The organism is Pararhizobium sp. LjRoot235, assembly GCF_964254145.1.
Classification (GTDB): domain Bacteria; phylum Pseudomonadota; class Alphaproteobacteria; order Rhizobiales; family Rhizobiaceae; genus Pararhizobium.
In genome coordinates this window covers 2668361-2693455 of record NZ_CAXUSP020000001.1, presented here as the reverse complement: position 1 = coordinate 2693455, position 25095 = coordinate 2668361, and the positions used below count along the sequence as shown (strand labels likewise).

Here is a 25095-nt window from a genome sequence, read left to right as displayed (position 1 = left end):
CCGGATTCCATCTCTTGAGACGAGCCACCCATGTCAAGAATTGCCTATGTCAACGGCGCCTACCAGCGCCATGCCAATGCCGCCGTCCATATCGAGGACCGGGGGTTTCAATTCGCCGACGGCGTCTATGAAGTCTGCGAGGTTCGCCACGGCTACATCGTCGATTTGACGCGGCATCTCGACCGACTCGATCGATCGCTCAACGAAATCCGGATTGCCTGGCCGATGACGCGGGCGGCACTCGTTGTCGTCATTCGCGAAGTGTTGCGGCGCAACCGGATATGCAACGGCCTTTTTTACCTGCAGGTGACGCGCGGAGCAGCGCGCCGCGATCATGTCTTTCCGGCAGAAGGAACGCCGTCGACACTCGTCGTCACGGCAAGGAGAACCGACGCTTCCCTCATCGCAAGGAAGAACGCAGTTGGAATCCGCGCGATTACCGTGCCGGAAAACCGCTGGGATCGTGTCGACGTAAAGACCGTCGGGCTCCTGCCGAACGTTCTCGCCCGGCAGGCGGCGAAGGAGGAGGGCGCCCAGGAGGCGATCTTCGTCGAGCCGGATGGCACGGTGAAGGAAGGCGCTGCGACCAATGTCTGGATCGTCGACAAGGACGGGACGCTCCGGACGCGCCATGCCGATCACGGCATTCTTCGCGGCATCACCCGCACGACCCTGATGGACGTGGCTGCCGCGACCGGCATCGACATAGAGGAGCGCGCATTTTCGGTCGAGGAAATGCTTGGCGCGCGCGAAGTTTTCATCACTGCGGCGACAAGCATCTGTTTTCCGGTGGTCGCAGTTAACGGTAAAACCATCGCCAACGGTCACCCTGGCAGCGTGTCACAGAAAATTCGTGAAGCCTTTTTCGACATTGCGGAAAAGACTGCGATTTGATACCAAAATCCTGGGGGACGCCATGAAGAGGACTTCTGACGGCGTTCGAGATAAACAGCACGAATAATCAACCGGTTACATTGAACCGGCAAATAAGAAAGAAGCGGCGCTATGGCGGAACGTTCTCAGAACTTGCAGGATCTTTTTCTCAACACCGTCCGCAAGCAGAAGATATCTCTGACGATATTTCTTATCAATGGTGTGAAACTGACGGGCGTTGTCACGTCTTTCGACAACTTTTGTGTCCTCTTGCGGCGTGACGGGCATTCCCAGCTCGTATACAAGCACGCGATCTCGACGATCATGCCGGGCCAGCCGATGCAGATGTTCGAGAGTGAAGAATCTGCGTCCTGACGGGATACAAGGCACATTACCAAACGTGATACAAAATCGGCGTCGATCATCCCGGAGCTCGAAAAGCTTCGTGATGACATGCGCGCGGTGGTCATTGTCCCGGTCCTGAAAAAGGCCGGCAGACAGAGCGCGGACGTGATTGTCGCGACATCGACGCGCAGCGACGAAAGCCGGCTTGAGGAAACCATCGGGCTGGCACTTGCGATCGATCTGGAGGTCGTGCACGGCACGATCGTACCCATCGCCCAACCGAAACCCGGAACGCTGCTTGGAAGCGGCAAGATCGAGGAAATCGGTCATCTGCTCATCGAGAACAATGCCGGCCTGGTGATCGTCGATCATCCGCTGACGCCGGTTCAGCAGCGAAACCTCGAAAAAGAATGGAACTGCAAGGTCATCGACCGGACGGGTCTCATCCTTGAAATCTTCGGTCGCCGCGCCTCCACCCGGGAAGGCACGCTGCAGGTAGATCTTGCGCATCTGAACTACCAGAAGGGCCGGCTGGTCCGCAGCTGGACCCACCTCGAGCGCCAGCGCGGCGGTGCCGGTTTCATGGGCGGTCCCGGTGAAACGCAGATCGAAGCCGACCGCCGGCTGCTGCAGGAAAAGATCGTCAAGCTGGAGAAGGAACTGGAGCAGGTCCGCCGCACGCGCCAGCTTCACCGCGCCAAGCGCAAGAAGGTACCGCATCCGATCGTCGCCCTTGTCGGCTATACCAATGCCGGCAAATCGACCCTGTTCAATCGCATTACCGGCGCTGGCGTTCTTGCTGAAGATATGCTGTTTGCCACGCTTGATCCGACGCTGCGCCGCATGAAGCTGCCGCACGGGCGGATGGTGATCCTGTCCGACACGGTCGGCTTCATCTCGGACCTGCCGACGCATCTGGTCGCCGCCTTCCGGGCGACGCTGGAAGAGGTTCTGGAAGCCGACTTGATCCTGCATGTCCGCGATCTCGCAGACCCCGACAATCAGGTGCAGGCGCAAGACGTGCTGCGTATCCTGACCGATCTCGGCATCGACGAGAAGGCAAGGACAGAGCGAATCATTGAGGTCTGGAACAAGATCGACCTGCTTGACGCCGAAACCCGGGCTGGCCTCGTGCAGAAGGCTGAAAACACGGGCAATACCACCGCTGTCTCGGCGATCACCGGCGATGGTATCGATCACCTGCTCGAGGAAATCGGCAGCCGGCTTTCCGGCGTCATGACCGAATGCACGGTCGTGCTGCCGGTCGCGAAGCTGCAATTGCTGCCATGGGTTTACGGGCACGCAATCGTCGACGGCCGCGAAGACCTGGAAGACGGATCGGTCAGCCTGGATCTACGCTTGACGGCCACTGAGGCGGAAGAGCTCGAGCGCCGGCTGGGCAATGGTCCGAAAGCCGCTCGGGATTGGTAGGTTTCGGAATGGCCTAGCGTTGCGGAATGCCGTTACGTTAGCTGCCGCTCGATCGCCTTTGCCGCCTGCCAGAGTTCTTCCATTTGCTCCAGCGTTGCCGCTTCCAGGCTTTCGCCGGCCGCATCCAATTCCGTCTCGATGTGGCTGAAGCGACGCCGGAACTTGGTGTTTGTTCCGCGCAGAGCCATTTCCGGATCGGCGCCGACATGGCGGCCGATATTGACGACGGCGAAGATCAGGTCGCCGAGCTCGTCCGCCACCTTGGCCTTGTCGTCGGCAGCGAGCGCTTCGCGCAGTTCGGCGATCTCTTCCTCGATCTTGTCGAGGATCGGTTCCGGCGATGACCAGTCGAAGCCGACTTTTGCCGCTCGCTCCTGCAGCTTCAGCGCTTCGACGAGGGCTGGAAAACTGCGCTGGACCGAGCCGAGATGACCTTTGTTTCCATCTTCGGGCAAACCGTGCCGCGCGCGCCGCTCTCGTCGTTCGTCTTTTTCCGCCTGCTTGATCTCGATCCACTGCAGTTTGACCGCTTCCGGCGTGTCAGCATCCGAACGGGCAAAGACATGCGGATGACGGCGGATCATCTTGCGCGTGATTGCCTCGACCACGTCGCCGAAGGCGAAGTCTCCCGCTTCCTCAGCCATGCGGGCGTGAAAGACCACCTGCAGCAGAAGGTCTCCGAGCTCGTCGCAAAGATCATCCATGTCGCCGCGCTCGATGGCGTCGGCAACCTCATAGGCTTCTTCCAGCGTGTAGGGCTTGATCGTCTCGAAGGTCTGGACGACATCCCATGGGCAGCCGGTTTCCGGCTGGCGCAGGGCTGCCATGATGTCGAGGAGGCGCGTGATGTCCTTGGAGGGGTGCATGGGGCTCAATTCAGCGGGATCGCGTTGTCGTCCTTGCCGGACTGGTAGGCATCGGACAGGGACTGGTATTTTTCGCGGATGCGCTTGTCCTGGGATCGCAGCGCCGATTTCGCGGTCTCGTCGGATGTCGCGATCAGATCGGCGATCGACGAGGATCGCCAGAAGGCATTGGTCTTCGCGTAGCCGCCGGGATCAAGCCGGAAAACCTCCTTGAGGATTTTCAGGTCGTGCGGGATGGAAAAGGCGTCGCGGGAATCCTCGTGGCTGAAGAAATAGTAGAAATTGTCGAAGCCGGCCCAGGTAATGGCCGAAAGGCACATCGAGCAGGGCTCGTGGGTGGACAGGAAAATCAAATCCTTGGTGTCCGGCTTCTCTGCTCGTTCGTAAAAGCGTTTCAGCGTATGCACTTCGCCGTGCCAGAGCGGATTTTCGGTTTCGTTGTTCGTTTCGGCGATCACCAGAGAGAGGTCCGATTTGCGCAGGATGGCGGCGCCGAAGACCTTGTTGCCGGCGCTGACGCCCTTTTCCGTCAGCGGAAGAATGTCGGCCTCGATGACGGTCAGAAGGCGTTCGGCGAGATCGGAATTCGTCATCGTATTGTGACTCCGGAAAGGGCATGGCAGCATTTAAAAGGCTATGGATGGCAATACGCAATGCCGCATGGCCGCGTCAAGCCGCTGTTGCAGCCGCGCCTAGCCGGAGATATTTGCTCAATTTATGCTGATGTCGAGCAAAAGAATACGCTGCTCCAAAAGCCTGCGAATTTCTGTTTCTTCAATTTTCCTTCGATAAAAGGGATATTCCCCAGAACCTGCAACAGGATCATTCCTAGCCTCATGACCGAGCAGCTGACCGTATTCCCGGCCTTCTTTCGCGTTGCGCAAAAAAGCGTGGCGGTGTTCGGCAATGGCGACGAGGCTTTCGCCAAAGTGCGGCTGCTGATGAACACCCAGGCCCGGATCGTCGCCTACGCGGATGAACCGGAAGCGGATTTCGCGGCTTTTCTGGCTGCGAATGCCATTGAGACAGTGCAAGAGCCGTTTAGTGCCGTCCAGCTCGAAGGCGCGACGCTGGTCTTTGCCGCCACCGGCGATGCGGTGCAGGATCGTATCATCGTGACGGCTGCGCGTGAAAACAAAATTCCCGCCAACGCGGTCGACCAACCGGAATTCTGCGATTTCCTGACGCCGGCGCTGGTCAATCGTGCGCCCGTGGCGGTGGCGATCGGAACCGAAGGCGCTGGTCCCGTGCTGGCGCAGATGATCCGCGCCCAGATCGATCAACTGCTGTCGCCCTCGCTCGGCGCGCTTGCTTCGCTGGCGCAGGCCTATCGGGACGCTGCCGACCGCCTCTTGCCGCGCGGCGTGTCGCGGCGCGTCTTCTGGCGCCGCTTTTTCTCCGGTGCCGTTGCAGATCAGGTCGCGCTCGGCAATGTGGCGGAAGCCCGCCGCGAGGCATCCAGGCTGCTGCGGTCGGTGGATCGCGTTCCCGGCCATGTCTGGCTGGTCGGTGCCGGTCCGGGCGCTGAGGACCTTCTGACTCTGCGGGCGCAGCGCGTGATGATGGAAGCCGACGTCATTGTTTACGATGCTCTGGTGCCGCAGGCGATCGTCGACATGGGCCGCCGCGATGCCGAACGCCTGCCGGTCGGCAAGCGCAAGGGCTGCCACTCGAAGTCGCAGGAAGAAATCAACCAATTGCTGGTTCGCCTCGGTCAGGACGGCAAGCGTGTCGTGCGGCTCAAGTCCGGCGATCCGCTGGTCTACGGCCGTGCCGGTGAAGAAATGGCTGCGCTGCGCGACGCCGGGATTACCTATGAGATCGTGCCCGGCATCACCTCCGCCTTCGCCGCCGCCGCCGATTTTGAGCTGCCCCTGACGCTGCGCGGTGTGGCTTCCTCGCTGATCTTCACGACGGGCCACGACCTGACCGGCGATGTTCTGCCTGATTGGGCGCGTCTTGCCATTTCCGGCGCGACAATTGCCGTCTATATGGGCCGCACGGTCGCGGCATCTGTCGCTGCCCGGCTGATGCAGGCGGGGCTTCCCTCCGAAACCACGGTGGCCGTCGTCGAAAACGCCAGCCGCGCGGAACGCAAGCTGCTGCACGGTACGCTGAAGGATCTGCCGGATCTGCAATACCGCGATGAACTCGACGGGCCGGTCATGGTGATTATCGGCGATGCCGTCGCCGGAGCGAATTTCGAACGCTCGAAGCCGCTTGTGAGGGCGAAGGCCGGTGGCGAGACCGCTCCTGCGCGTAGCGCGGACTTGTCGCGCAAACATGAAGACGAAGTGAGGAACTGACATGGCCGACAAAGTGCTGACCGCGAACCGCCTGTCCGACGGAATCTCCGTCTGGCTCGACGCCTCCGGCCATTGGGTGGAATCGCTGCAGGACGCCTTCGTCGCCCGGCATGCCGAAGCCGTCGCCGCTCTCGAGGCAGCCGGAAAATCGGCCTTTGCCGACAACAAGGTGGTTGACGTCAATGTCATTGATATTGAAGAAGTAGCGGGCGTCCTGCGGCCGTTGCGCCTGCGCGAGCGTGTTCGCGCCGAAGGGCCGACGATCGATTATGCGCCGGGATACAAGGGCCTGACCGGCCCCGTGCAGGCGGCTTGAGGAAAAGAAGACGATGTACCGTTACGACGAATTCGACCATTCCTTTGTCTCCGGCCGTGTTGAGCAGTTCCGCGATCAGGTGGCGCGCCGTCTTTCCGGCGAGCTTGCCGAAGATGCGTTCAAGCCGCTGCGGCTGATGAACGGCGTCTACCTGCAGCTTCATGCCTACATGCTGCGCGTCGCCATTCCCTATGGCACGCTGAACAGCCGGCAGATGCGCATGCTCGCCCATATCGCCCGCAAGTATGACCGCGGCTACGGGCATTTCACCACGCGCCAGAACATCCAGTACAACTGGCCGAAGCTTTCGGATACGCCGGATATCCTGGCCGAACTCGCATCGGTCGAGATGCACGCGCTGCAGACGTCGGGCAACTGCATCCGCAATGTCACCGCCGACCATTTCGCCGGTGCCGCCGCCGATGAGGTCGCCGATCCGCGCCCCTACGCCGAAATCCTGCGTCAATGGTCGTCGGTTCACCCGGAATTCTCCTTCCTGCCGCGCAAGTTCAAGATCGCCGTCACGGGCGCCGAGCGCGACCGCGCAGCGATCCAGGTGCACGACATCGGCCTGCACCTGAAGAAGAACGAAAAAGGCGAGATCGGCTTTGCCGTCTATGTCGGCGGCGGGCAGGGGCGTACCCCGATGATCGCCAAGAAAATCCGCGACTTCCTGCCGGAAGAGGACCTCTTGTCCTACACGACCGCGATCATGCGCGTGTACAATCTCCATGGCCGCCGCGACAACAAGTACAAGGCCCGCATCAAGATCCTCGTTCACGAAACCGGTGCCGAGGAATTGGCGCGGCAGGTCGACGCGGAGTTTGCTGAACTGAAGAACACCGAACTGAAGCTGCCGGAAGCCGACATCCAGGCGATCACTACCTATTTCGCCCTGCCGCCGCTTAACCAGCGGCCGGAAGGCTGGGCCAATCTGGCCGGCTGGAAGAAGGCCGATCCGGATTTCGCCCGCTGGGTGCAGCAGAACGTTCAGCCGCACAAGCATCCCGACTACGGCATGGTGACGATCTCGCTGAAGCCGATCGGCGGCATTCCGGGCGACGCCAGTGACAGCCAGATGGATGCCATCGCCGATCTCGCTGAAGAATACGCCTTCGATGAAATCCGCATCAGCCATGAGCAGAACGTGATCTTCCCGCATGTGGCGCTGGCCGATCTCGAGTCGCTTTACCGCGGACTGGTTGCCCAAGGCCTTGCGACGGCCAATGCCGGACTGATCACGGATATCATTGCCTGTCCCGGTTTGGACTACTGCGCGCTTGCCAATGCGCGCTCGATCCCGTTGGCGCAGGAAATCTCGACCCGCTTCGGCAACCCGGATCGGCAGGCGGAGATTGGCGAGCTGAAGATCAAGATTTCCGGCTGCATCAACGCCTGCGGCCACCACCATGTCGGCCATATCGGCCTTCTGGGTGTCGAGAAGAAGGGGGCCGAGCTCTACCAGATCACGCTCGGCGGTTCGGGCGACGAGAACACCTCGATCGGCGAAATCATCGGGCGCGGATTCGAGCCGGAAAAGGTGACGGATGCGATCGAGACGATCGTCAACACCTATCTTGGCCTGCGCCAGGATTCATCTGAGATTTTCCTTGATGCCTATCGCCGTGTTGGCCCGCAGCCCTTCAAGGATGCATTGTACGGCGGCAGCGCCCAGGAAGCCGCCTAATGCCCGGGGAAATGAGGCGCAAGGACAGAGACATGACGAAAATCTGGAAAGAAACCGGCTTCGTGACGGACGATCCCTGGGTCGTCGAGACCGAGGAAACCAAGGCTGGCTCGAACGAGAAGGCCATCCTTGGCCTTGATGCCTTCATCGAAAAGGCATCGTCCGGGGACAGCGGGCTCGGTGTGCTGATCAGTCCAGCCGAAGATGTGACGCGACTTCTTCCGTTTATCGAGCAGATCTCGTTGATCGCGGTGGCTTTCCCGGCTTTCAACGATGGCCGGGCTTTCAGCCATGCCTCGCTGCTCAGGGCACGCCTCGGTTATGACAAGGAAATCCGCGCCGTCGGCGATGTTCTGATCGACCAGGTGCCGCTGATGCTGCGCTGTGGCATCGACAGCTTTGCCGTCACCAACGCAACGGCTCTCAAGCGCCTCTCCGAAGGCCGGCTGCCGGGCATAGACAACCACTATCAGCCGACGGCCCGCCCGTCGGCGGATGCGAAATCCTACAGCTGGCGCCGGGTCTCCTGAGAGCTGCGACAGTCTAAAGCGCGCATCAATTCGCAAAAAGCGCTATAATTGGAACGGATTTGCTTCCAAAGCCGTGCCGTTTGGAATATCCGCTGATACCTGAAATAAACAGTCATCATTACAGGACCTGACGCCGAGATGAATGCTCCTGCCAAGATCGAAGAATTTGCACCAACCGTGCCCGCTGGCGTGTTCGCCGAAACGGTGACTGCCGTGAAGCACTATACGGACCGGCTGTTCAGCTTCCGGATGACGCGTCCGGCTGAATTCCGCTTCCGTTCGGGCGAATTTGCGATGATCGGCCTGATGGTCGACGGCAAGCCGATCTATCGCGCCTATTCGATAGCAAGCCCGGCATGGGACGACGAACTCGAATTCTTCTCGATCAAGGTGCCGGATGGTCCGCTCACGTCGCGTCTGCAGGGCATCACGCCCGGCGATCAGGTTCTCATGCGCAAGAAGCCGACCGGCACGCTCGTTCTCGATGCCCTGACGCCCGGCAAGCGCCTCTATATGTTCTCGACCGGCACAGGCATTGCGCCGTTCGCGAGCCTGATCCGCGATCCGGAAACCTTCGAGAAGTTCGAAGAGGTCATCCTGACGCATACGACCCGCGACGTCGCCGAACTGAAATACGGCTTCGACCTGATCGAGGAAATCCGTAACCACGAATTCCTGGCGGAACTGGTCGGCGACAAGCTGCGGCACTACGCGACGGTGACGCGTGAGGATTATCCTTTCAAGGGCCGCATCACCAACCTGATGCGCGACGGCAAGATGTTTTCCGACCTGAACCTTCCGGCCTTCGATCCGGCTGTCGATCGCGGCATGATCTGCGGCTCGACCGAGATGCTGAAGGAAACCAAGGAAATACTCGTAGCCGCCGGCCTGACCGAAGGCGCCAACAACAAACCGGGTGAATTCGTCATCGAACGGGCCTTTGTCGGCTGACGCCACTGCTGTTTGGACGTTGAGGGCGGCTTGCGGGCCGCCTTTTCTGTTTTTGCGATGCAAGGTGGCAACGCGCTACCGTTCGCCGAGATAATCCATCAGCTTTTCCATCGCCGCTGATGCCGCCTTCGGGTCCGCCTGGTTGATGGCGCGAATGACTTTGACATGCAGATCCACCGAGCGGTCCATGCGTTGCGTTGAAGCGGCACTGAACCACAGCCTTCGCGCGTGCGTCTGCAGGGGCGCCAGGGCCGATGTCAGGTAGGTGTTGGGGCAGGTGGCTTCCATGATTTCATCGAAAGCCTTGTCGGCAGCAAGAAAGCCCTCCATGTCGGCATTGATCGAGCAGGCCGTCATCGTTTGGGCACATTCGATCATGGCCGCGCGCGCTTGCGCACTTGCATGTTCGGCGACGAGGGCCGCGGCGAGCGGCTCCAGCGTGCGGCGCACCTGCATGACATGGCGGTGATCGTCGGGTTTGATCACGGCGATCTGCAGCCCGACGCGGGCGCGAACCTCGATCAGACCCTGCCATGACAGCTTCTGGATTGCTTCCCGCACCGGTGTGCGGCCATGGCCGGCCAGATCGATCATCTGCTTTTCCGTCACCAGCGAGCCGGGCCGGAGCTTCAGGGTGACGATGAGGCTTTCAAGCGTCAGATAGGCAAGATGCGCCTGCGATGATGATGACGGTGATGATCCTGGCATGTTTTTCCCTGAACTCTGATATATCAGACATTGACACAACGGAAAATGGATGGCAAGAATGCTGATATATCACAGCAATGGAGGTTCCCATGTGGCGCGGCGTATTCCCGGCAGTAACAACGAAATTCACAGGTGAAGGCGATCTCGACAAGGCGGAGATGGAGCGTTGCTTTGCGCTTCAGTTCGACGCCGGCGTCGACGGCATGATCGTCTGCGGCTCGCTCGGCGAGGCGATGACGCTTGATCCGGAAGAGAAACTGGAAATTCTGAAAATCGCCAAATCGGTCGCCGGCAAGAAGCCGGTGCTGATGACCGTCTGCGAAAGTTCCACACGCCGCGGCGAGGCTGCGGCAAAGGCGGCTGCCAAGGCCGGTGCCGATGGCTTCATGGTTCTGCCGGGCGTTCCCTACAAGTCGGCGCCGGCCGAAACCCTCGGTCATCTCCAGGCGATTGCCGCTGCCGGCGGCCTGCCGATCATGGTCTATAACAATCCCGTCGCCTATGGCGTCGATGTCACTCTCTCGATGTTCGATGAATTGGCAAAGAACGATCTCGTCGTTGCCATGAAGGAATCGACCGACGACATCCGTCGCGTCACCGACGTCCTGACGCGCTTCGGCAACCGTTTCGATTGTTTCACCGGCGTCGACAATCTGGCACTCGAAAGCCTGCTGATGGGTGCTGACGGCTGGGTCGCCGGCCTTGTCGTGGCCTTTCCGAAGGAGACCGTGGCAATCTGGAAGCTGGTCCAGGCCGGCCGTCTGGACGAGGCCCGCGCCATCTATCGCTGGTTCCGGCCGCTGCTCGATCTCGATGTCTCGACCAATCTCGTCCAGAACATCAAGCTTGCCGAAGTCTTTGCCATCGACAGCAACGACCGCGTCCGCGCGCCGCGCCTGCCGCTGTCCGGTGCCGAGCGCCAGCGCGTGGCTGCGATCATCGAAAAGGCGCTTGCCGTGCGCCCGGAACTTCCCACGCTCTGACTTCCGGGTCGGATCAAGAAAAAAGGGGGGCCGGATCGTGATGATCCAGCCTCTTTTTATCAAATGGCGGGCGCTTTCTAGAGAACGAAATAGCCTTTCTGCATCGAGATCGCGTCATCAAGGTGGATGGCAAAATCCGCCTTCTTGTCGCCGTTCACGTCACCATAGATATAGGTGTCCGACGACCCTTTCACGTATCTGAGTTCGCCAGCCGCACCGGTGAAGGCGGCCGTGCCGCGGAAACTGAACGCCTGGTTGCCTGTGGCTTTAACATTGGCGTCGATGCCGGAGAGGTCGATTCTGTCGCCCTCTGAAGCGGCAAAATCGAAAATTGTGTCGCGGCCGGATGTAGCCACCGTCGATTCTGTGCGCACCTTGAACAGGAAAAAGTCGGCGCCGCTACCGCCGGTGAGATCGTCGGCGCCCGCACCACCGTAGAGCCGGTCGGCGGCGGCCCCGCCGTAGAGCTCATCGGCACCGGATGCGCCGATGAGCACGTCGCTTCCATCTTCGCCTTTCAGCGTATCGTTGCCGCTATTGCCTAGCAAAGAGTTCGCCGCCTGATTGCCGGTGATCTGGTCGTTGCCCGAACCGCCCTTGGCATTTTCGATCAGGGATCGGGTGTCGCCATCGTGGAGCAGCGCATTGAAGATATTGCCTCTGGCATAACCATCATTGGGACCGCCGCCCAGATAGGCCAGTTGGTCCTCGCTGAAAAGCGACGCCTTGCCGGGACGAAGATCGATCTTGAGGTTGTCGCTATAGGCGGTGAGGTCGAACGTGTCGTTGCCATCGCCATCCCAGAGGGTGGCGAAGATGCGACTGTCACCCGGCGCGATCGCCACCTCGCCGTCGACCATCGTCTGGCCGCTGGCCGGCGTCCATTTGTAGACCGTATTGCCGCTGTTTGTGGAATAATCGGCGCCATACATTTCCTGAAGCGCTGCAATATCAGCCATCATGAACGTCTGGGGCGCACCATATTTTTCGTAGGAGTAAGCTTCGCCGGTATCACCGACGTAGCCCCTATAGGTCATCACCGAATATTCGAGCGAATCATAGGCCGTTGGCAAAGAGCCGTAAACGTCGGTTTCGTTGCCGTGTTTCAGCCCCAACGTATGTCCGAGCTCGTGGATCATCGTGTGCCAGGCGTAGTTGCCGGCGACGGGGCTCCTGTATTCGTCATATTCTGTTCCGAACCAGACATCGCCGGCCGGTGCATATTCTTCCCATGGCATATTGGCATAGGCTGTGCCGATGCCGGAGTAATCGGACTGGGCGACGCGGATGGTGGCGCTGCTGCCGTCGCCGCTGGCAAAGTTCACATTGGTGAACCCCTCGACGGAAAAGCCGTCATTGGCGGCAGAGCCGTAGGATTGCTCCAGAACGAAAAGCGCGGCGTTTGTCTGCGCGGTCGAGATGGCGGCGAACCCATTATTTTTTTCCGGGCCATAGCTATAGCTGCTGGCGCTGGTTGGAAAAGCATAGGTTATGGTGGAATCGCCCCAGGCCGTCTCGGTCAGAACGCCGTCGATCAGCGCATTGCCGGTAGCGGAAATGGTTCTTGTCGTCTTGCTCGTGCCAGTCAAACGTATCTCCTGCTAACGCTTTTTGCCTCTTGCGTGTATTATGCCGCTTGGCCTTATGCCAAACATGCGAGGCGAATCTAAGGGCCATGGATATCAAAAATTGTAAGCGTATTGTTAAAAGACGAAGTGACCCGTGATAAAATTCAGGACATCGCCGAAACAATTTCTTTTTACGGCCGCAGCCATTGCCGTCGCGATCCTGGCAGCGGTGCCTCATGCCCATGCGCAGATATCGACACAAGGACAAGACATGCTCCCCCCGCCAGACATAGAGGCCGCCGTCCAGTCCGAATATAACGGTGCCGTCAAGAAGGGGACGCGCGAAGCCTATGAGCGCTTCATTCGCCGTCATCCGGATCATCCGCTGGTCGAAAAGGCGCGCGAGGCGCTTGCAAAGGGCGGCCTGAAGTAACCTGCGAATGTCTCGTCTCCATGCTTTTGCTCAAAGCGGAATTTGCCCGCAAAGACAAAAACTTGAGCATGCCGAATAAAGCCAGACCGAAAATCGTATGGTCTACAATAGCTGTTGACGAAGCTTGAGGGGCTTGCCAGTCTTGCCTCGGGGATTCCGGCAACTGCGGGAATGTGAGGGATATTCTGTGAGTGTCGGTGCTGGTCTTGTCTGGTCGTTGATGGGCATTGCGGGGCTTCTGGCCGTTCCCGCGGTCAGTCACACCAATGCAGGCACAACCTTCTCGCTGATGGCCTCGTCGATGGCTTTTACCGGCATGGCGATCGCTCAGTTCATGGCGACGCGCCCACCGCTGGTAGAGCGCCTTTTCGGCGGCCTTGACCGAATCTACCGGACCCATCGGCGGGTGGGCATCACGGTTTTCATCCTGATCCTCGTCCACTATTTCATCACGCCGGATTTCAAGGGCCTGTCGCTGACGAGCGGGTTGAACAAGCTGGCTGCATCCATGGGGGAGTATGCGTTCTATGGCCTGGTGGTGCTGCTGCTCTTGAGCATCTTCAAGTTCATCCCGAAGACGAAAATCGAGATCCCCTATCACTACTGGCGGCTGACGCATCGGTTCATCGGTCTGCTGTTCATCATGGTGGCCTTCCACCAGACTTTCATCAAGAGGCCCTATGACGGTACCGCGATGCTGGCGACCTATCTCAACATCGTCGCGTTGATCGGCACCGCGAGCTATATCTATACCCAGCTTTTCCCGTGGCTGCGCACGCGGACCTACGAGGTCTTCGACGTAACGCGCCATGATGGTGCGACGATCATTTCGGCGCGTCCGGCCGGCCGGCCGCTCAGGGCGAAACCGGGTCAGTTCGGCTTTTTCAGGGTCAACAAGCCGGGTCTGCGCGAGCCGCATCCATTCACGATCGCCGGTATGGAAGAGGGCGGTATCGTCCGTTTCGCGATCAAGCCGTTGGGGGACTACACCAGGGCGCTGCGTGAAAACATTGCCGTCGGCGATCGACTGAAGCTCGAGGGTGGCTACGGCCGTTTCAACCATCGCCGCGGCGGCAAGAAGCAGATCTGGCTTGCCGGCGGTATCGGCGTAACGCCTTTCCTTGCGATGGCCGGGCGCCTCAAGGGTGATGAGGGCCAGGACATTCATATGGTATATTGCGTGCGTGATCGAAGCGAGGCGATCGGTCTCGAGACGCTCGAGGCACAGGCAGAAAAACTTCCGAATTTCAGTTTTACGCTGCATGATTCCAAAACCGACGGACGGCTCGATGCGGCGAAACTCGCAGCAGCGAGCGCCGTCGATCCGGCGGGGGCAGACCTCTGGTTCTGCGGGCCGCCGCCTCTACGAAAAGCCATTGAAAAAGGACTGGAAGAGCTCGGGAAAAAGCCCAGACGGGTCGAGTTCGAATTGTTCGAGTTCCGGTAATACCGCATTGCATATTTTATCGTTTGAGAAAGCAAGGGGGACAAGCCATGCGCATGTTCGATCAACTGCCTGGGAAAATGATCCGCAGCATGCCGCGACATGTGTTTGCGATGGCCGCGGCCGTCCTGGCGATTGCCCACTGTCCGGGGACAGCCTCCGCGCGCGACGCGTTTGCCGATGATGCCTATGCGACCTACAAGGCAAATGTCGACAATGGCAAATATCTGTTTAACGCTGCGGGCTGCGGCGCCTGCCATGGGTCCGGCAGCAATACGGAACTGCTTTCCGGCGGCATGGAGATGGATACGGCGATCGGCAAGTTCTACGCGCCGAACATTTCGCCCCATACCAATGGTATCGGCGGCTGGAGCAATGCGCAGTTTCTCAACGCGGTGATGCAGGGAATCGACCGTGACGGCAACCATCTCTATCCGGTCATGCCCTATACGTCCTATGGTGGCATGAAGCCGGAGGACGTTCTCGACATCAAGGCCTATATCGATAAGCTGGTGCAATCCGACGCAGTATCGCAGGAACACGAGATCGCCTTCCCCTATAGCCGCCAGACGACGATCACGTTGTGGAAGCGCAGTCATTTCAATGTACCGGTGTATCAGTCGCGCGAAGAGACGCAGATGGAGCGCGGTCGTTATCTCGTCGAAAACGTCGGTGGCTGTGGTGATTGCCATACGCCCCGAACCACCACCTACGGCCTTGATACCGAAAACGCCTATGCGGGCGAAAAGGGCCTGACCGGTGCGGTTGCGCCCGATATCACCAAGGCGCGCATGGCAAGCCTTGCCTCTCCCGAAGTCTTCACCGTCGGGCTGATCGACGAAGGCAAGAAACTGTCCGGCGCGCCGCTGACCGATCCGGTGATGCGCGAGATCGCGCGCGGGCTTTCGAAGCTGACTGAGAAGGACAGGACGGCCATCTATGCCTTCCTGTCCGACCGCGAGGTCAAGCCGCCGGAGCCCGTCGCACAATCGGCGACCGCCGTCTGCAAGGAAAGCACGCCGGAATCCGCCCTGTCAGGGGATAACGCGACCCTTGCGACGCAGGCTGATGCCTTCATCGGCAAATATTGCCGCAATTGCCATGGGCCAGGCGAAAGCTCGCAGGGCAGCTATCCAGCCGGCGACCTGAAATCGATCGCTGCCGACGCGGCCTTCGTCGTTCCCGGCGATGCTTCGAAATCCCGGCTGTTCACGTCGGTCACGAGTGGCCGCATGCCGCTTGGCAAGCGCCCGACCACAGAGGAGGTCAAGAGCCTCGAGGACTGGATCAATTCGCTCAATCAGTCGAACCTGCCGCAGACGGCGGCGACCAAGCCGGACCGCACCCGGCCGATGCTCTCCTATCGCGATTTCATCGAGGCCGGGCTGAAGGACATTTCCAAGGTCGGCGAGCTCGACCGGCAATTCATGCGCTATTTCTCCTATCGCAATCAGTATAACGGCATGATGGGCTGCGAGGCGGACAAGACCTTCATGAAGCGCATGGACGTGCTGGCCGGTGGCTTCAAGAAGCTCTTGAACTCGCTGTCCTATGGCCCGAAGCTGGTGCTGCCGCAGGAGGTCGAAGGGACGAATGGTCTGATGGTGCGCGTCGACCTTCGCGACCTGCAATGGTCGGCCGAGGACTATAACTTCTTGATCTCGCAATATTTCTATGGCGTCGATCCGGCGAGCGACGCCTCGCTTCTGGCCTTGACCAAGGAGACGGACACCGTCCTGCCGATCATGCGCATCGACTGGTTCATGGCCAATGCCGCCAAACCGAAGATCTACAATCAACTGATGAAACTGCCGACCCAGATCCGCGAGCTCGAGAAGCGCTTTCAGATCAATGTGGATGAGAACATCCGCCGCCGTCAGGTGCTCAGGGCCGGCTTTGCCGACGGCTCATCCGGGGTATCGGATCATAACCGCATGCTCGAACGCCATGACATGCCGTTCGGCGGCTACTACTGGAAATCCTATGATTTCGGCGGCGATGTCGGCAAACAGGTGTTAAAGCGCTTCCCGCACGGCCCGAAGGAGATCGAACCGCTCGACGCCGGCCTGACCGCCTTCCAGCATGACGGCGGCGAAATGATTTTCTCGTTGCCGAACGGGTTGCAGGGATACTACCTGTCCAACGCGGAAGGAAAGCAGCTCGATGTTGGCCCGACCAGCATCGTCTCGTTCCGCGAGCGGCCGATCGGCAAGGGGGTCGAAATCACCAACGCCCGGTCCTGCTTCGATTGCCACGCCAATGGCATCCTGTCGAAACGCGACCAGTTGCGCGAGCACATCCAGACTTCGACACTGTTCAGCAAGGATCAGCAGGCGATCCTGCTCGATATGTACGTGCCGCAGGAAGAACTCGACGCCGCCTATGACAAGGATCGCCAGCGCTTCGTGGAGGCTCTTGTGAAGCTGGGCGTGACCGAGCCGACGCCGGATGGCAGCGCGCAAAGCATGCTGGCGCCCGGCAACGCGGAACTCGTCACCTATTTCGGCGACAAATATGAGGACGAACTCGATTTCGAAGCGTTGGCGGCGGAATTCGACATGAAGCCGGACGCGTTTTCCGCGACGATCAAGCGGGTCGAGGATGTCGATGTCCTGCGGCTGGGGCTCGATTGGGTGACGACGCTGGAAGCGGGCGGCACCATCCCGCGCGCCGAGGTCGAGCAGCAATTCCCGCTGCTTCTGTCACCGCTGATGCAATTGAAAGCGCTCGATACGACGACAGTTCGTGTTGCGGCTGCCGCGCAAACCCAGGAGGTGGCCGGCCAGACGGCCCAGCAAACGCCGGTCAAGGCCGAGACGATCGCGGCGGCAACACCGGCCTACCGGCAGGAAAAGCCGGTCGAAGGCAAACTGGAGCTCGCGCTCCAGGTCGCTTCGACGACGGCCAAGGTTGGCGATCAGCTCTCTTTCGAGCTGAGCTCCAATAAGGCCTGCGAACTGCAGGTGCTCTATGTCGAGGAGACCGGCAATGTCGAGGTCATACCGGATGCAATGATCGGCAATACGACATTGCAGGCCGGCGAGAAGCGCCAGATTCCGCAACCAGGCACCGGCAACCTCACCTTCGATACGCCGGCGCCAGCCGAGACGATGATCGCTTATTGCCGTGAAGGCGGTCTTGGCGATCGAAAGCTCACAGTGGAACGGGCACGCCAGCTGGTGGCAGAATCGCATCTGCCCCCGACGCGCGGGCTCGCCATCAACCTGGCGAAGAAGGCCGAAGACGACAAGGGCGCAAGCGGCCTCCAGGTCGTAACGTTCGAAATCAAGCAATGACGGAGCGCCCGGTCGCTATCGGCGGCCGGGCGATGTTCGAAACACTGTGGAACGGCATGGAGAAGACGGCGCCATGAAGATCGTGGTTGTGACATCGCTACTGGCATTGTTCGCCGCTGGCCCGGCCTTTGCGGCTTGCGACGCGCTTACGCAGGTTGCCGAGGCAACCAACGCCGGAAATGAGGCCCTGGCCAAGCAGATTGCCGGCGGCCGGGCGCCGGGCTGTACGGCGGATGACAAGGCGATGATCAATCGTGTCGCGGCGCTCGCGTCGTTCAACCGGATCGTCGGCGCCGTTGGGCAGGGCGCTGACCTTACGGATTTCGAGCCGGAACTCGAAACGATCCGCACAAGCAATGCGGCACCTTGGCAGGTCTTCGACGCGCTGGGCGATATCAACCGCGACCGTCGGGACTATGAGGCGGCAGCGCGCTACTACCAGTTGGCGTTGGAGGATGCGTCGAACGAAGTGATGACGCCGGGCTGGATGGCCCCGGATGCAAAATACATTGTCCGGCTCGATCGCATGGCGACCGAAATGCGGCTGGCGGCACCGCGGCCCGTGAAACTCGCCATGCGCGGCGCCTGCAAGGTCAGCTATCGCGGCGTTTCCCTGAAGAAGAAATCGACGCCGGTGCGATACGTTTTCGGCACCGCCGAATTCACGCCGGAGGGGCTGGAATCGGCCAAGGACCTTTCCGAGTGTCTTAAGTCGGTGAAGCCGAAGGCCATCACGCTGATCGGTCACACGGACCCGATTGGAGGTGCTGAGGCCAACCGCGCGCTGTCGCTGGAGCGCGCCGAGGCGTTGGGGCAATACCTTGCCGCCGAAGGATATGCCGGAGAGTGGAAAACCGTCGGCAGGGGCGAGGACGAACCCTTCGAGGCGGACGATGCCAGCGCCTATGACGCAGAAACACTCAACCAGATGCACCGGCGCGTGGAAGTCGATGTGGAGAACTGAATGATGCTGCGCGGCCTGCTCCTTTCCCTTCTGGTCTTCGCCGCACCGCTCAGTGCCACGTCGGCGAAAACCTATGCCCTGGTGGTCGGCGTTGATGCTTATCCCTATGAAGTGAGCCTTGATGGCGCGGTGAAGGATGCGACCGACGTCGAAGGCGCGTTGCGCCGCGCGGGCGTTGACCAGATATCAACCTTCTTCGATGCGGCCGCGCGCAAGGATGATATCCGCGCCGCCTGGACGGGCTTTATCGATGCAGCTGGCGAGGGCGACACGATCATTCTCACCTATGCCGGCCACGGGGCGCAGATGCCGGAGCTCGTTGCCGGCGATGAGGCGGATGGGCTGGATGAATTCCTGCAGTTGCCCGGCTTTGACCGCAGCCGGGCTGAGGAGACCGATCGCGAGATCATCGTCGACAATGAGCTGAACGCCTGGTTTTCAGAAGCCGAAACCAAGGGTGTGCATGTGCTGTTTGTGTCTGATAGCTGCCATTCAGGGGGTATGAGCCGCGCCTTTTCCGGCAAGACACGGCTTGCCCCTGCGGTCACCGTCAAGCTGCCGCCGCCCTCTGAGGAGGCGGTCTCGGGAGCTCAGGTCAAGGAGGTGCAATTCCGCCAGGTGACGGTGCTTGCCGCCTCGCTGGAAAGCCAGCCTTCGCCGGAAGTGATCATCGGCGGCGAAGCGCGCGGAGCTCTGAGCTGGAGTTTTGCCCGCGCGGTCGAGGGGGCAGCGGATCGGAATCAGGATGGCCGGATCTCCCGGGTCGAGCTGGAAGACTATGTCTTTGCCAATGTGAAGCATCAGTCCGAGGCCCTGCAGGTCCCGAATTTCACGCCACAAGTGCCGCGCTCCCAGGATGAGGTGGTCATGCCGCTGACCCGCAGCGTAGTGACGGCCGCCGATCAAAGCGTGCAGAAAACACACAAGCCGGTGAGCGAAACTGGCTGGGACGGTAAGCTGGCGCTGACGGTCAGCGGCTCGCAGATGGTCCCGGAAAATACTGGCGGCAGCGGTGTGCCCTACCGCTGGGATGCGGCGGGCGGCGTCTTCTATACGCCGAACGGGGACGTGGCCGGCGAGAACATCAGCGAAGGCAATGTCCAGGCCGTCGTCAACAAATTCATTCTGCTCGATTTTCTGAAGGCAATGGCGAGCCAGAATCCCGGCACCGTATCGTTGACGCCGCAAAAGGATATCTATGCGGCCGGTGACCGATTGGCCTTCGACGCACCAGCCTCTGGATACAAGAACATGATCGTCTTTAACCTCGCCAATACCGGTGAAGTGCAATTGCTGGACGTGCAGGCGGAAGGGACTGAAAGTCACGAGTTCAAGCTGACCGACTTGCAGGTGGTCGAACCTTTCGGTGCCGATCACCTTATCGCCATTTCAACCAATGAGCCGATCGACGCCATTGGCGCTGCGCTGGCGAGCAAGAACGTCGATGCCTCGACGCTGCTGCAACTGCTGATGACGCGGATAGACGGTACCGATACAAGCGTCGCGATCCAGCCGCTCTATACCCGGGAAAGACTCTGATGGCCCTGTTGCGAACTGTCTTGGGATTGCTGCTTGGTGCGTTGGCCTTGCTGTTGGCGCAGTCGCCGGCGGCAAAGGCGGAAGACCGGGCGCTGCTGGTCGGCATCGGCACTTATGAAAACCTGCCGGAGGACATGTATCTCCATGGGCCGAAGAACGACGTCAAGGCGATCGAGGCGCTGCTGATCACCACGCTGTCCTTCAAGCCGGAAGCTATTCGCATTTTGACCGACGATAAGGCCAGTCGCGAGGCGATCCTGTCCTCGATCAACGATTGGCTGATCACTGGAACCGCGCCCGGCGACCGGATTTACTTTTACTTTTCCGGACATGGCCTTCAGGTGAAGGACGTCAGCAAGGATGAAGAGGACGGGATGGACGAGGCATTGTCCACCTACGACATCAAGGCGGGCGAAGCGGATTGGACGAACGTCGTTCTCGATGACGATCTGGAAGTGTTGCTGGAGAAGATGAAGGGCAGGGCGGTGACACTGGTCATCGACGCCTGCCATTCCGGCACGATCTCCCGCGCTCTTTCGGCCGAAAAGCTTTCGGGCATGAGCGGCGCGCGCTATCTGCCGCGTCCCTTCGCCAAAGCATCGAAGGACAAGATGACGCGCGGCCTGCGGATTGATCTGGGTGTTGTCGACAAGCCGGCACAACTGACAGCCGGTGGCATCACGGCGTGGAGCGCAGCCGCCCCCTATCAGGTCGCCTGGGACGATGTCCGGTTGCCGATCGAAGACCGTCACGGCGTTTTTACATCGGCCTATGTAGCCGGCTACAAGCCTTCGGAATCGGATGGAAATTCCAACGGCCTGGTGAGTAATGCAGAGCTCTTCCAGTATGTGACGACAAAGTCCAAGGAATACTGCAGGAATCAGGAAAATTGCGACAATCTCGACCCACAACTGGAGAGTGTCCCCAATGCGCTCGGTGCGAGTGTTGCCAAGCCGGAACCATACAAACCGGACCAGACCGCAACGGTCGCGGGCCAGCAACAAAGCAAGCCGGAATCGGTTTACCAGGAGGCGAAGATTGATGCTGGGGCAGCGCCGGTCTATGTCGACGCAAATCCGGTGGCAGCCATCGGCGACATTATTGGCAAGGCCGATACGGGCGATGTGACGGTCTCGCTCGATACCGGTCCCACGCTGAAAAAAGGTCAACCCTTCAAGATTTCCGTCACCAGCAAATATGACGGCCACCTGGTGCTGCTCGATGTGAACCGCGAGGGTGTCGCGACGCAGATTTTCCCGAACGAGATGGCGCAGAAGATAACGCCGCTTTCGGCCGGCTCGACGCTGACCATCCCGGACGACTATTACGGCTTCGATTTCGAGGCGGATGGCAGCGGCGAAAACATGCTGGTGGCCATCGTCGTCAGCGACGACCTTGATCTGAGGGACGTAGCGCCGGCAGCGCAAGGGCTGAACGCTGAACTCGACGCGCGAAGGAAACTAAGCGAGATCGTCGCCAAACTCCAAAAGGCATGGACGGGCGATACCGAAAACCGCGGCCTGCGATGGTCGCTTGGAACGCTGAAATACACGATAGAATAAGGATTGCGAGCCTTCGAGCCAGAAAGCCCGCGACCGTCGCCGCGGGCTTTCTGCTGTGGGTGTTGTGGGCCGCGACAGATCTAGTGGAGGATCTGGCTGAGGAACAGCTTGGTACGCTCATGCTGCGGATGGTCGAAGAATTCGGCCGGCGAATTCTGCTCGACGATCTGGCCCTGGTCCATGAAGATGACGCGGTTGGCGACTTGGCGGGCAAAGCCCATTTCGTGGGTCACGCAGATCATCGTCATGCCTTCTTCGGCAAGACCGACCATGGTGTCGAGCACTTCCTTGATCATTTCCGGATCGAGCGCCGAGGTCGGCTCGTCGAACAGCATGACGCGCGGGTTCATGCAGAGCGAGCGGGCGATCGCGACGCGCTGCTGCTGACCACCGGAGAGCTGGCCCGGATATTTGTTGGCCTGTTCCGGAATCTTGACGCGCTTGAGGAAGTGCATCGCGACCTCTTCCGCCTGCTTCTTCGGCATCTTGCGCACCCAGATCGGCGCCAGCGTGCAGTTCTCCAAGATCGTCAGATGCGGAAAGAGGTTGAAGTGCTGGAACACCATGCCGACTTCGCGGCGCACTTCATCGATCTTCTTCAGATCGTTGGTGAGTTCGATACCGTCGACTATGATCTTGCCCTTCTGGTGCTCTTCCAGTCGGTTGATGCAGCGGATCATCGTCGATTTGCCGGAGCCTGACGGACCGGCGACAACGATGCGTTCGCCGCGCATGACCTTCAGATTGATGTCGCGCAGAACGTGGAAATCGCCGTACCACTTGTTCATGCCGATGATTTCGATGGCGACGTCCGTGGACGAGACGGTAAGTTTCGATGCCAGAGCTTCATTTGCCATGACGTTTTCCCCTTAATTGTTATCGTTTGTGGCCCTTGTCGAGCAGCCGTTCCATGAAACCTGAATAGCGCGACATGCCGAAGCAGAAGAGCCAGAAAGTGAAGCCGGCAAAGACCAGCCCGGTCAACGGTGTTACCGGCGAGGCCCAGTTGCCGTCCGAGAAGTTCTGGCGAACGATGCCGAGCAGGTCGAACATCGAGATGATCGAAACCAGCGACGTATCCTTGAACATGCCGATGAAGGTGTTAACGATGCCGGGGATCACCAGCTTCAACGCTTGCGGCAGAACGATCAGGCGCATTTTCTGCCAATAGCCGAGACCTAGCGAATCGGCGCCTTCGGACTGTCCCTTAGGAATGGCCTGGAGGCCGCCGCGCACTACCTCGGCCATGTAGGCGGATGCAAAGAGCGAGACCCCGATCAAAGCGCGCAGGAACTTGTCGACGGTCATCCCCGGTGGCATGAACAGCGGCAGCATGACGCTCGCCATGAACAGCACCGTAATCAAGGGAATGCCGCGGACAATTTCGATGAAAACTGTGCAGATCATGCTGATGACGGGCATTTTCGATCGCCGTCCGAGCGCAAGGAGAATGCCTAGCGGCAAGGATACGACGATGCCGACGAAGGACAGGGTCAGTGTGACCAACAGGCCACCCCAGAGCGCCGTCTCGACGGGTTCCAGTCCGAACCATCCGCCAAGCAGCAGGAAGAAGGACACGACCGGCAAGACTGCAAAAAGCAGGATCGCATTGATCCCCTTGAAGGGGATCTTCGGGATCAGCATCGGCACGAGCAGCAGAATGAAGAAAATGCCGACCAGCACGGGCCGCCAGCGCTCCTCGATCGGGTATCGGCCGAAAACGAACTGGTCGAACTTGGCGCCGACGAACGCCCAGCAGGCGCCGCTCCAGCCTTCCGGCTGTGCACCGCCCTGGGCGACCGTGGCGCAGACGCCGCGCCCCCCGCCCGTCCAGGCGGCGTCGATGAACAGCCAGCGGATTACCGGCGGCAGGAACCAGGCCAGAAGCAGGATGGCAATAATCGTCAGCACCGTGTCCTTCGGCGTGGCGAACAGGTTTTTGCGGAACCAGGCAATCCAGCCTTTTTCAAGCAACGGTGGAGTCGTGGGTGCGATCATCTCGCTCCGGACGAAGTTGGCTTGTTGTACGCTCATCGGCTTATCTCTCCACCAGTGCCATCTTGGCGTTAAACCAATTCATGAACAGCGATGTCAAAAGGCTGAGCGTGAGATAGACGACGAGCCAGATGCTGACCACCTCGACTGACTGGCCCGTCTGGTTGAGGATCGTGCCGCCGACGGCGACGAGATCGGCGTAACCGACCGCAATTGCCAGCGACGAGTTTTTCGTCAGGTTGAGATATTGGCTGGTCAGCGGTGGAATGATGATCCGCATCGCCTGCGGCACGACGACCAGACGGGTGGTCAGGCCCGGCCGAATGCCGAGCGCATGCGCCGCCTCAGACTGGCCATGACTGACGCCGCGGATACCGGCCCGAACGATTTCCGCGATGAAGGCAGCGGTATAGAACGAGAGGGCCAGATACAGCGACAGAAATTCCGGCCCGACGACCGATCCGCCCGTCAGGTTGAATTTTCCGGCGATCGGAACGTCGAACGAGATCGGCATGCCGGTGACGAGGAAGGTCAGAAGCGGCACGCCGATCACCATGCCGAGCACAACCCAAAGGACCGGCAGGCGCTTGCCTGTCTCCATCTGCTGTTTGCGCGCATATCGCGCAAAGAAGATGCTGGCGATCACTGCAAGGACAAGGGAGTAGAACGTGAACTGTGCGCCGCTTTCAAAGACTGGCCGGGGAAAGGCAAGGCCGCGATTGTTGACATACATGTTGAGCGGCAGTTGCAGCGAGTCTCTGGGTTGGGGCAGGACGGCCAGAACGCCCGAATACCAGAAGAAGATGACGAGCAGCGGCGGAATGTTGCGGAAAACCTCGACATAGACCGTCGACAGCTTGGCGATCAGCCAGTTGTGCGACAGGCGGCCGATGCCGACCAGAAAACCGATGATCGTTGCCGTGATGATGCCGGTTACGGCAACCAACAGGGTGTTGGCGAAGCCCACGACAAGCGCGCGGCCATAGGTCGAATCGCTCGTATAGGCGATCAGGGATTGGCCAAGGTCGAAGCCGGCGCGTCCTACGAGAAAACCGTAGCCTGAGGCAATGTTGGCACGTTTCAGATTCTCGATCGTATTCTGCGTGATCCAGACAACCGCGATGACCAGCACCAGCACCGTTATGATCTGGTAGAAGTAACCGCGGACTTTCGGGTCGTTCAGAAATGAGCTTGGCGGCCGGCCTTTGCCAGGCGGATTTGTGGCGTCAATTGTCATTCAGAGCCTCTTTATCCCCTATTCGCCCTGGTTCGAGCGATTCTTATTTTTGGGAAGAGAA

Annotated in this window: 22 protein-coding genes; 15 read left to right on the top strand and 7 right to left on the bottom strand. The window is 59.9% G+C overall.

The genetic code is table 11. The features are described from left to right. Window positions 1-30 precede the first annotated feature (30 nt). From ACSQ2Z_RS12895 to hflX, 3 genes are all read left to right on the top strand, one after another. Window positions 31-894, top strand: a complete 864-nt coding sequence (locus ACSQ2Z_RS12895) for a D-amino-acid transaminase (protein ID WP_436081571.1) — start codon at window positions 31-33, stop codon at window positions 892-894. Window positions 895-1005: 111 nt separating this feature from the next. Continuing rightward, window positions 1006-1248, top strand: coding sequence for an RNA chaperone Hfq (gene hfq, locus ACSQ2Z_RS12890; protein WP_018325164.1), 243 nt, complete (start codon window positions 1006-1008; stop codon window positions 1246-1248). A 78-nt stretch (window positions 1249-1326) separates the two neighbouring features. Beyond that, window positions 1327-2649 carry a GTPase HflX gene (gene hflX / locus ACSQ2Z_RS12885; protein ID WP_436081570.1) on the top strand — a complete coding sequence of 441 codons (1323 nt, stop codon included), beginning with the start codon at window positions 1327-1329 and terminating at the stop codon, window positions 2647-2649. 32 nt (window positions 2650-2681) lie between these two features. Here the strand turns inward: hflX and mazG are convergent, their stop codons facing one another. Beyond that, window positions 2682-3515 carry a nucleoside triphosphate pyrophosphohydrolase gene (gene mazG, locus ACSQ2Z_RS12880; RefSeq protein WP_436081569.1) on the bottom strand — a complete coding sequence of 278 codons (834 nt, stop codon included), beginning with the start codon at window positions 3513-3515 and terminating at the stop codon, window positions 2682-2684. A gap of 5 nt (window positions 3516-3520) precedes the next feature. After that, window positions 3521-4108 (bottom strand): nucleoside deaminase, encoded by a 588-nt coding sequence (locus tag ACSQ2Z_RS12875; protein ID WP_436081568.1) that lies wholly within the window; start codon window positions 4106-4108, stop codon window positions 3521-3523. Window positions 4109-4351: 243 nt separating this feature from the next. On the opposite strand from ACSQ2Z_RS12875, the gene cysG reads away from it, so the two are divergent. From cysG to ACSQ2Z_RS12850, 5 genes are all read left to right on the top strand, one after another. Further along, entirely contained in the window at window positions 4352-5821 is a 1470-nt protein-coding gene (gene cysG, locus ACSQ2Z_RS12870) for a siroheme synthase CysG (RefSeq protein ID WP_436081567.1), read from the top strand. Window position 5822: 1 nt separating this feature from the next. After that, entirely contained in the window at window positions 5823-6137 is a 315-nt protein-coding gene (locus ACSQ2Z_RS12865; RefSeq protein WP_436081566.1) for a DUF2849 domain-containing protein, read from the top strand. A gap of 13 nt (window positions 6138-6150) precedes the next feature. Beyond that, a complete protein-coding gene (locus ACSQ2Z_RS12860; RefSeq protein ID WP_436081565.1) occupies window positions 6151-7824 on the top strand; it encodes a nitrite/sulfite reductase in 1674 nt (557 codons plus the stop codon). Between the two features lie 32 nt (window positions 7825-7856). Then, entirely contained in the window at window positions 7857-8354 is a 498-nt protein-coding gene (locus ACSQ2Z_RS12855) for a DUF934 domain-containing protein (protein WP_436081564.1), read from the top strand. 138 nt (window positions 8355-8492) lie between these two features. Continuing rightward, window positions 8493-9305: a ferredoxin--NADP reductase gene (locus ACSQ2Z_RS12850; protein ID WP_436081563.1), complete on the top strand. Its 813-nt coding sequence runs from the start codon at window positions 8493-8495 to the stop codon at window positions 9303-9305. A 75-nt stretch (window positions 9306-9380) separates the two neighbouring features. On the opposite strand, the gene ACSQ2Z_RS12845 is transcribed toward ACSQ2Z_RS12850, so the two are convergent. After that, window positions 9381-10013 carry a GntR family transcriptional regulator gene (locus tag ACSQ2Z_RS12845; RefSeq protein WP_436081562.1) on the bottom strand — a complete coding sequence of 211 codons (633 nt, stop codon included), beginning with the start codon at window positions 10011-10013 and terminating at the stop codon, window positions 9381-9383. Window positions 10014-10102: 89 nt separating this feature from the next. Here ACSQ2Z_RS12845 and ACSQ2Z_RS12840 point away from each other — a divergent pair, with 89 nt between their 5' ends. Then, the gene (locus ACSQ2Z_RS12840) at window positions 10103-10996 is read left to right on the top strand and encodes a dihydrodipicolinate synthase family protein (protein ID WP_436081561.1); all 894 of its coding nucleotides are present in this window, start codon (window positions 10103-10105) and stop codon (window positions 10994-10996) included. 77 nt (window positions 10997-11073) lie between these two features. Here ACSQ2Z_RS12840 and ACSQ2Z_RS12835 read toward each other — a convergent pair whose 3' ends face one another. Further along, window positions 11074-12585, bottom strand: a complete 1512-nt coding sequence (locus tag ACSQ2Z_RS12835) for a M10 family metallopeptidase (RefSeq protein WP_436081560.1) — start codon at window positions 12583-12585, stop codon at window positions 11074-11076. Between the two features lie 250 nt (window positions 12586-12835). On the opposite strand from ACSQ2Z_RS12835, the gene ACSQ2Z_RS12830 reads away from it, so the two are divergent. The 6 genes from ACSQ2Z_RS12830 (at window position 12836) to ACSQ2Z_RS12805 (ending at window position 21802) form a co-directional block, all read left to right on the top strand. Further along, on the top strand, window positions 12836-12997 hold the full coding sequence (locus tag ACSQ2Z_RS12830) for a hypothetical protein (RefSeq protein ID WP_436081559.1): 162 nt from the start codon (window positions 12836-12838) through the stop codon (window positions 12995-12997). 187 nt (window positions 12998-13184) lie between these two features. Next, on the top strand, window positions 13185-14444 hold the full coding sequence (locus ACSQ2Z_RS12825; protein ID WP_436081558.1) for a ferredoxin reductase family protein: 1260 nt from the start codon (window positions 13185-13187) through the stop codon (window positions 14442-14444). A 47-nt stretch (window positions 14445-14491) separates the two neighbouring features. Then, window positions 14492-17737, top strand: a complete 3246-nt coding sequence (locus ACSQ2Z_RS12820; RefSeq protein WP_436081557.1) for a c-type cytochrome — start codon at window positions 14492-14494, stop codon at window positions 17735-17737. 73 nt (window positions 17738-17810) lie between these two features. Then, window positions 17811-18701 carry an OmpA family protein gene (locus ACSQ2Z_RS12815; RefSeq protein ID WP_436081556.1) on the top strand — a complete coding sequence of 297 codons (891 nt, stop codon included), beginning with the start codon at window positions 17811-17813 and terminating at the stop codon, window positions 18699-18701. Then, window positions 18702-20240, top strand: coding sequence for a caspase family protein (locus ACSQ2Z_RS12810; RefSeq protein WP_436081555.1), 1539 nt, complete (start codon window positions 18702-18704; stop codon window positions 20238-20240). Continuing rightward, on the top strand, window positions 20240-21802 hold the full coding sequence (locus ACSQ2Z_RS12805; RefSeq protein WP_436081554.1) for a caspase family protein: 1563 nt from the start codon (window positions 20240-20242) through the stop codon (window positions 21800-21802). Before ACSQ2Z_RS12810 ends, ACSQ2Z_RS12805 begins: the two co-directional genes overlap by 1 nt. Before the next feature lie 80 nt (window positions 21803-21882). Here ACSQ2Z_RS12805 and ACSQ2Z_RS12800 read toward each other — a convergent pair whose 3' ends face one another. Genes ACSQ2Z_RS12800 through ACSQ2Z_RS12790 form a run of 3 tightly spaced genes read right to left on the bottom strand, consistent with a single transcriptional unit; the run spans window position 21883 to window position 25034 of the window. Further along, window positions 21883-22659 carry an amino acid ABC transporter ATP-binding protein gene (locus ACSQ2Z_RS12800; protein WP_436081553.1) on the bottom strand — a complete coding sequence of 259 codons (777 nt, stop codon included), beginning with the start codon at window positions 22657-22659 and terminating at the stop codon, window positions 21883-21885. 19 nt (window positions 22660-22678) lie between these two features. After that, a complete protein-coding gene (locus ACSQ2Z_RS12795; protein WP_436081552.1) occupies window positions 22679-23836 on the bottom strand; it encodes an amino acid ABC transporter permease in 1158 nt (385 codons plus the stop codon). 4 nt (window positions 23837-23840) lie between these two features. Further along, on the bottom strand, window positions 23841-25034 hold the full coding sequence (locus tag ACSQ2Z_RS12790) for an amino acid ABC transporter permease (protein ID WP_436081551.1): 1194 nt from the start codon (window positions 25032-25034) through the stop codon (window positions 23841-23843). Window positions 25035-25095 lie beyond the last annotated feature (61 nt).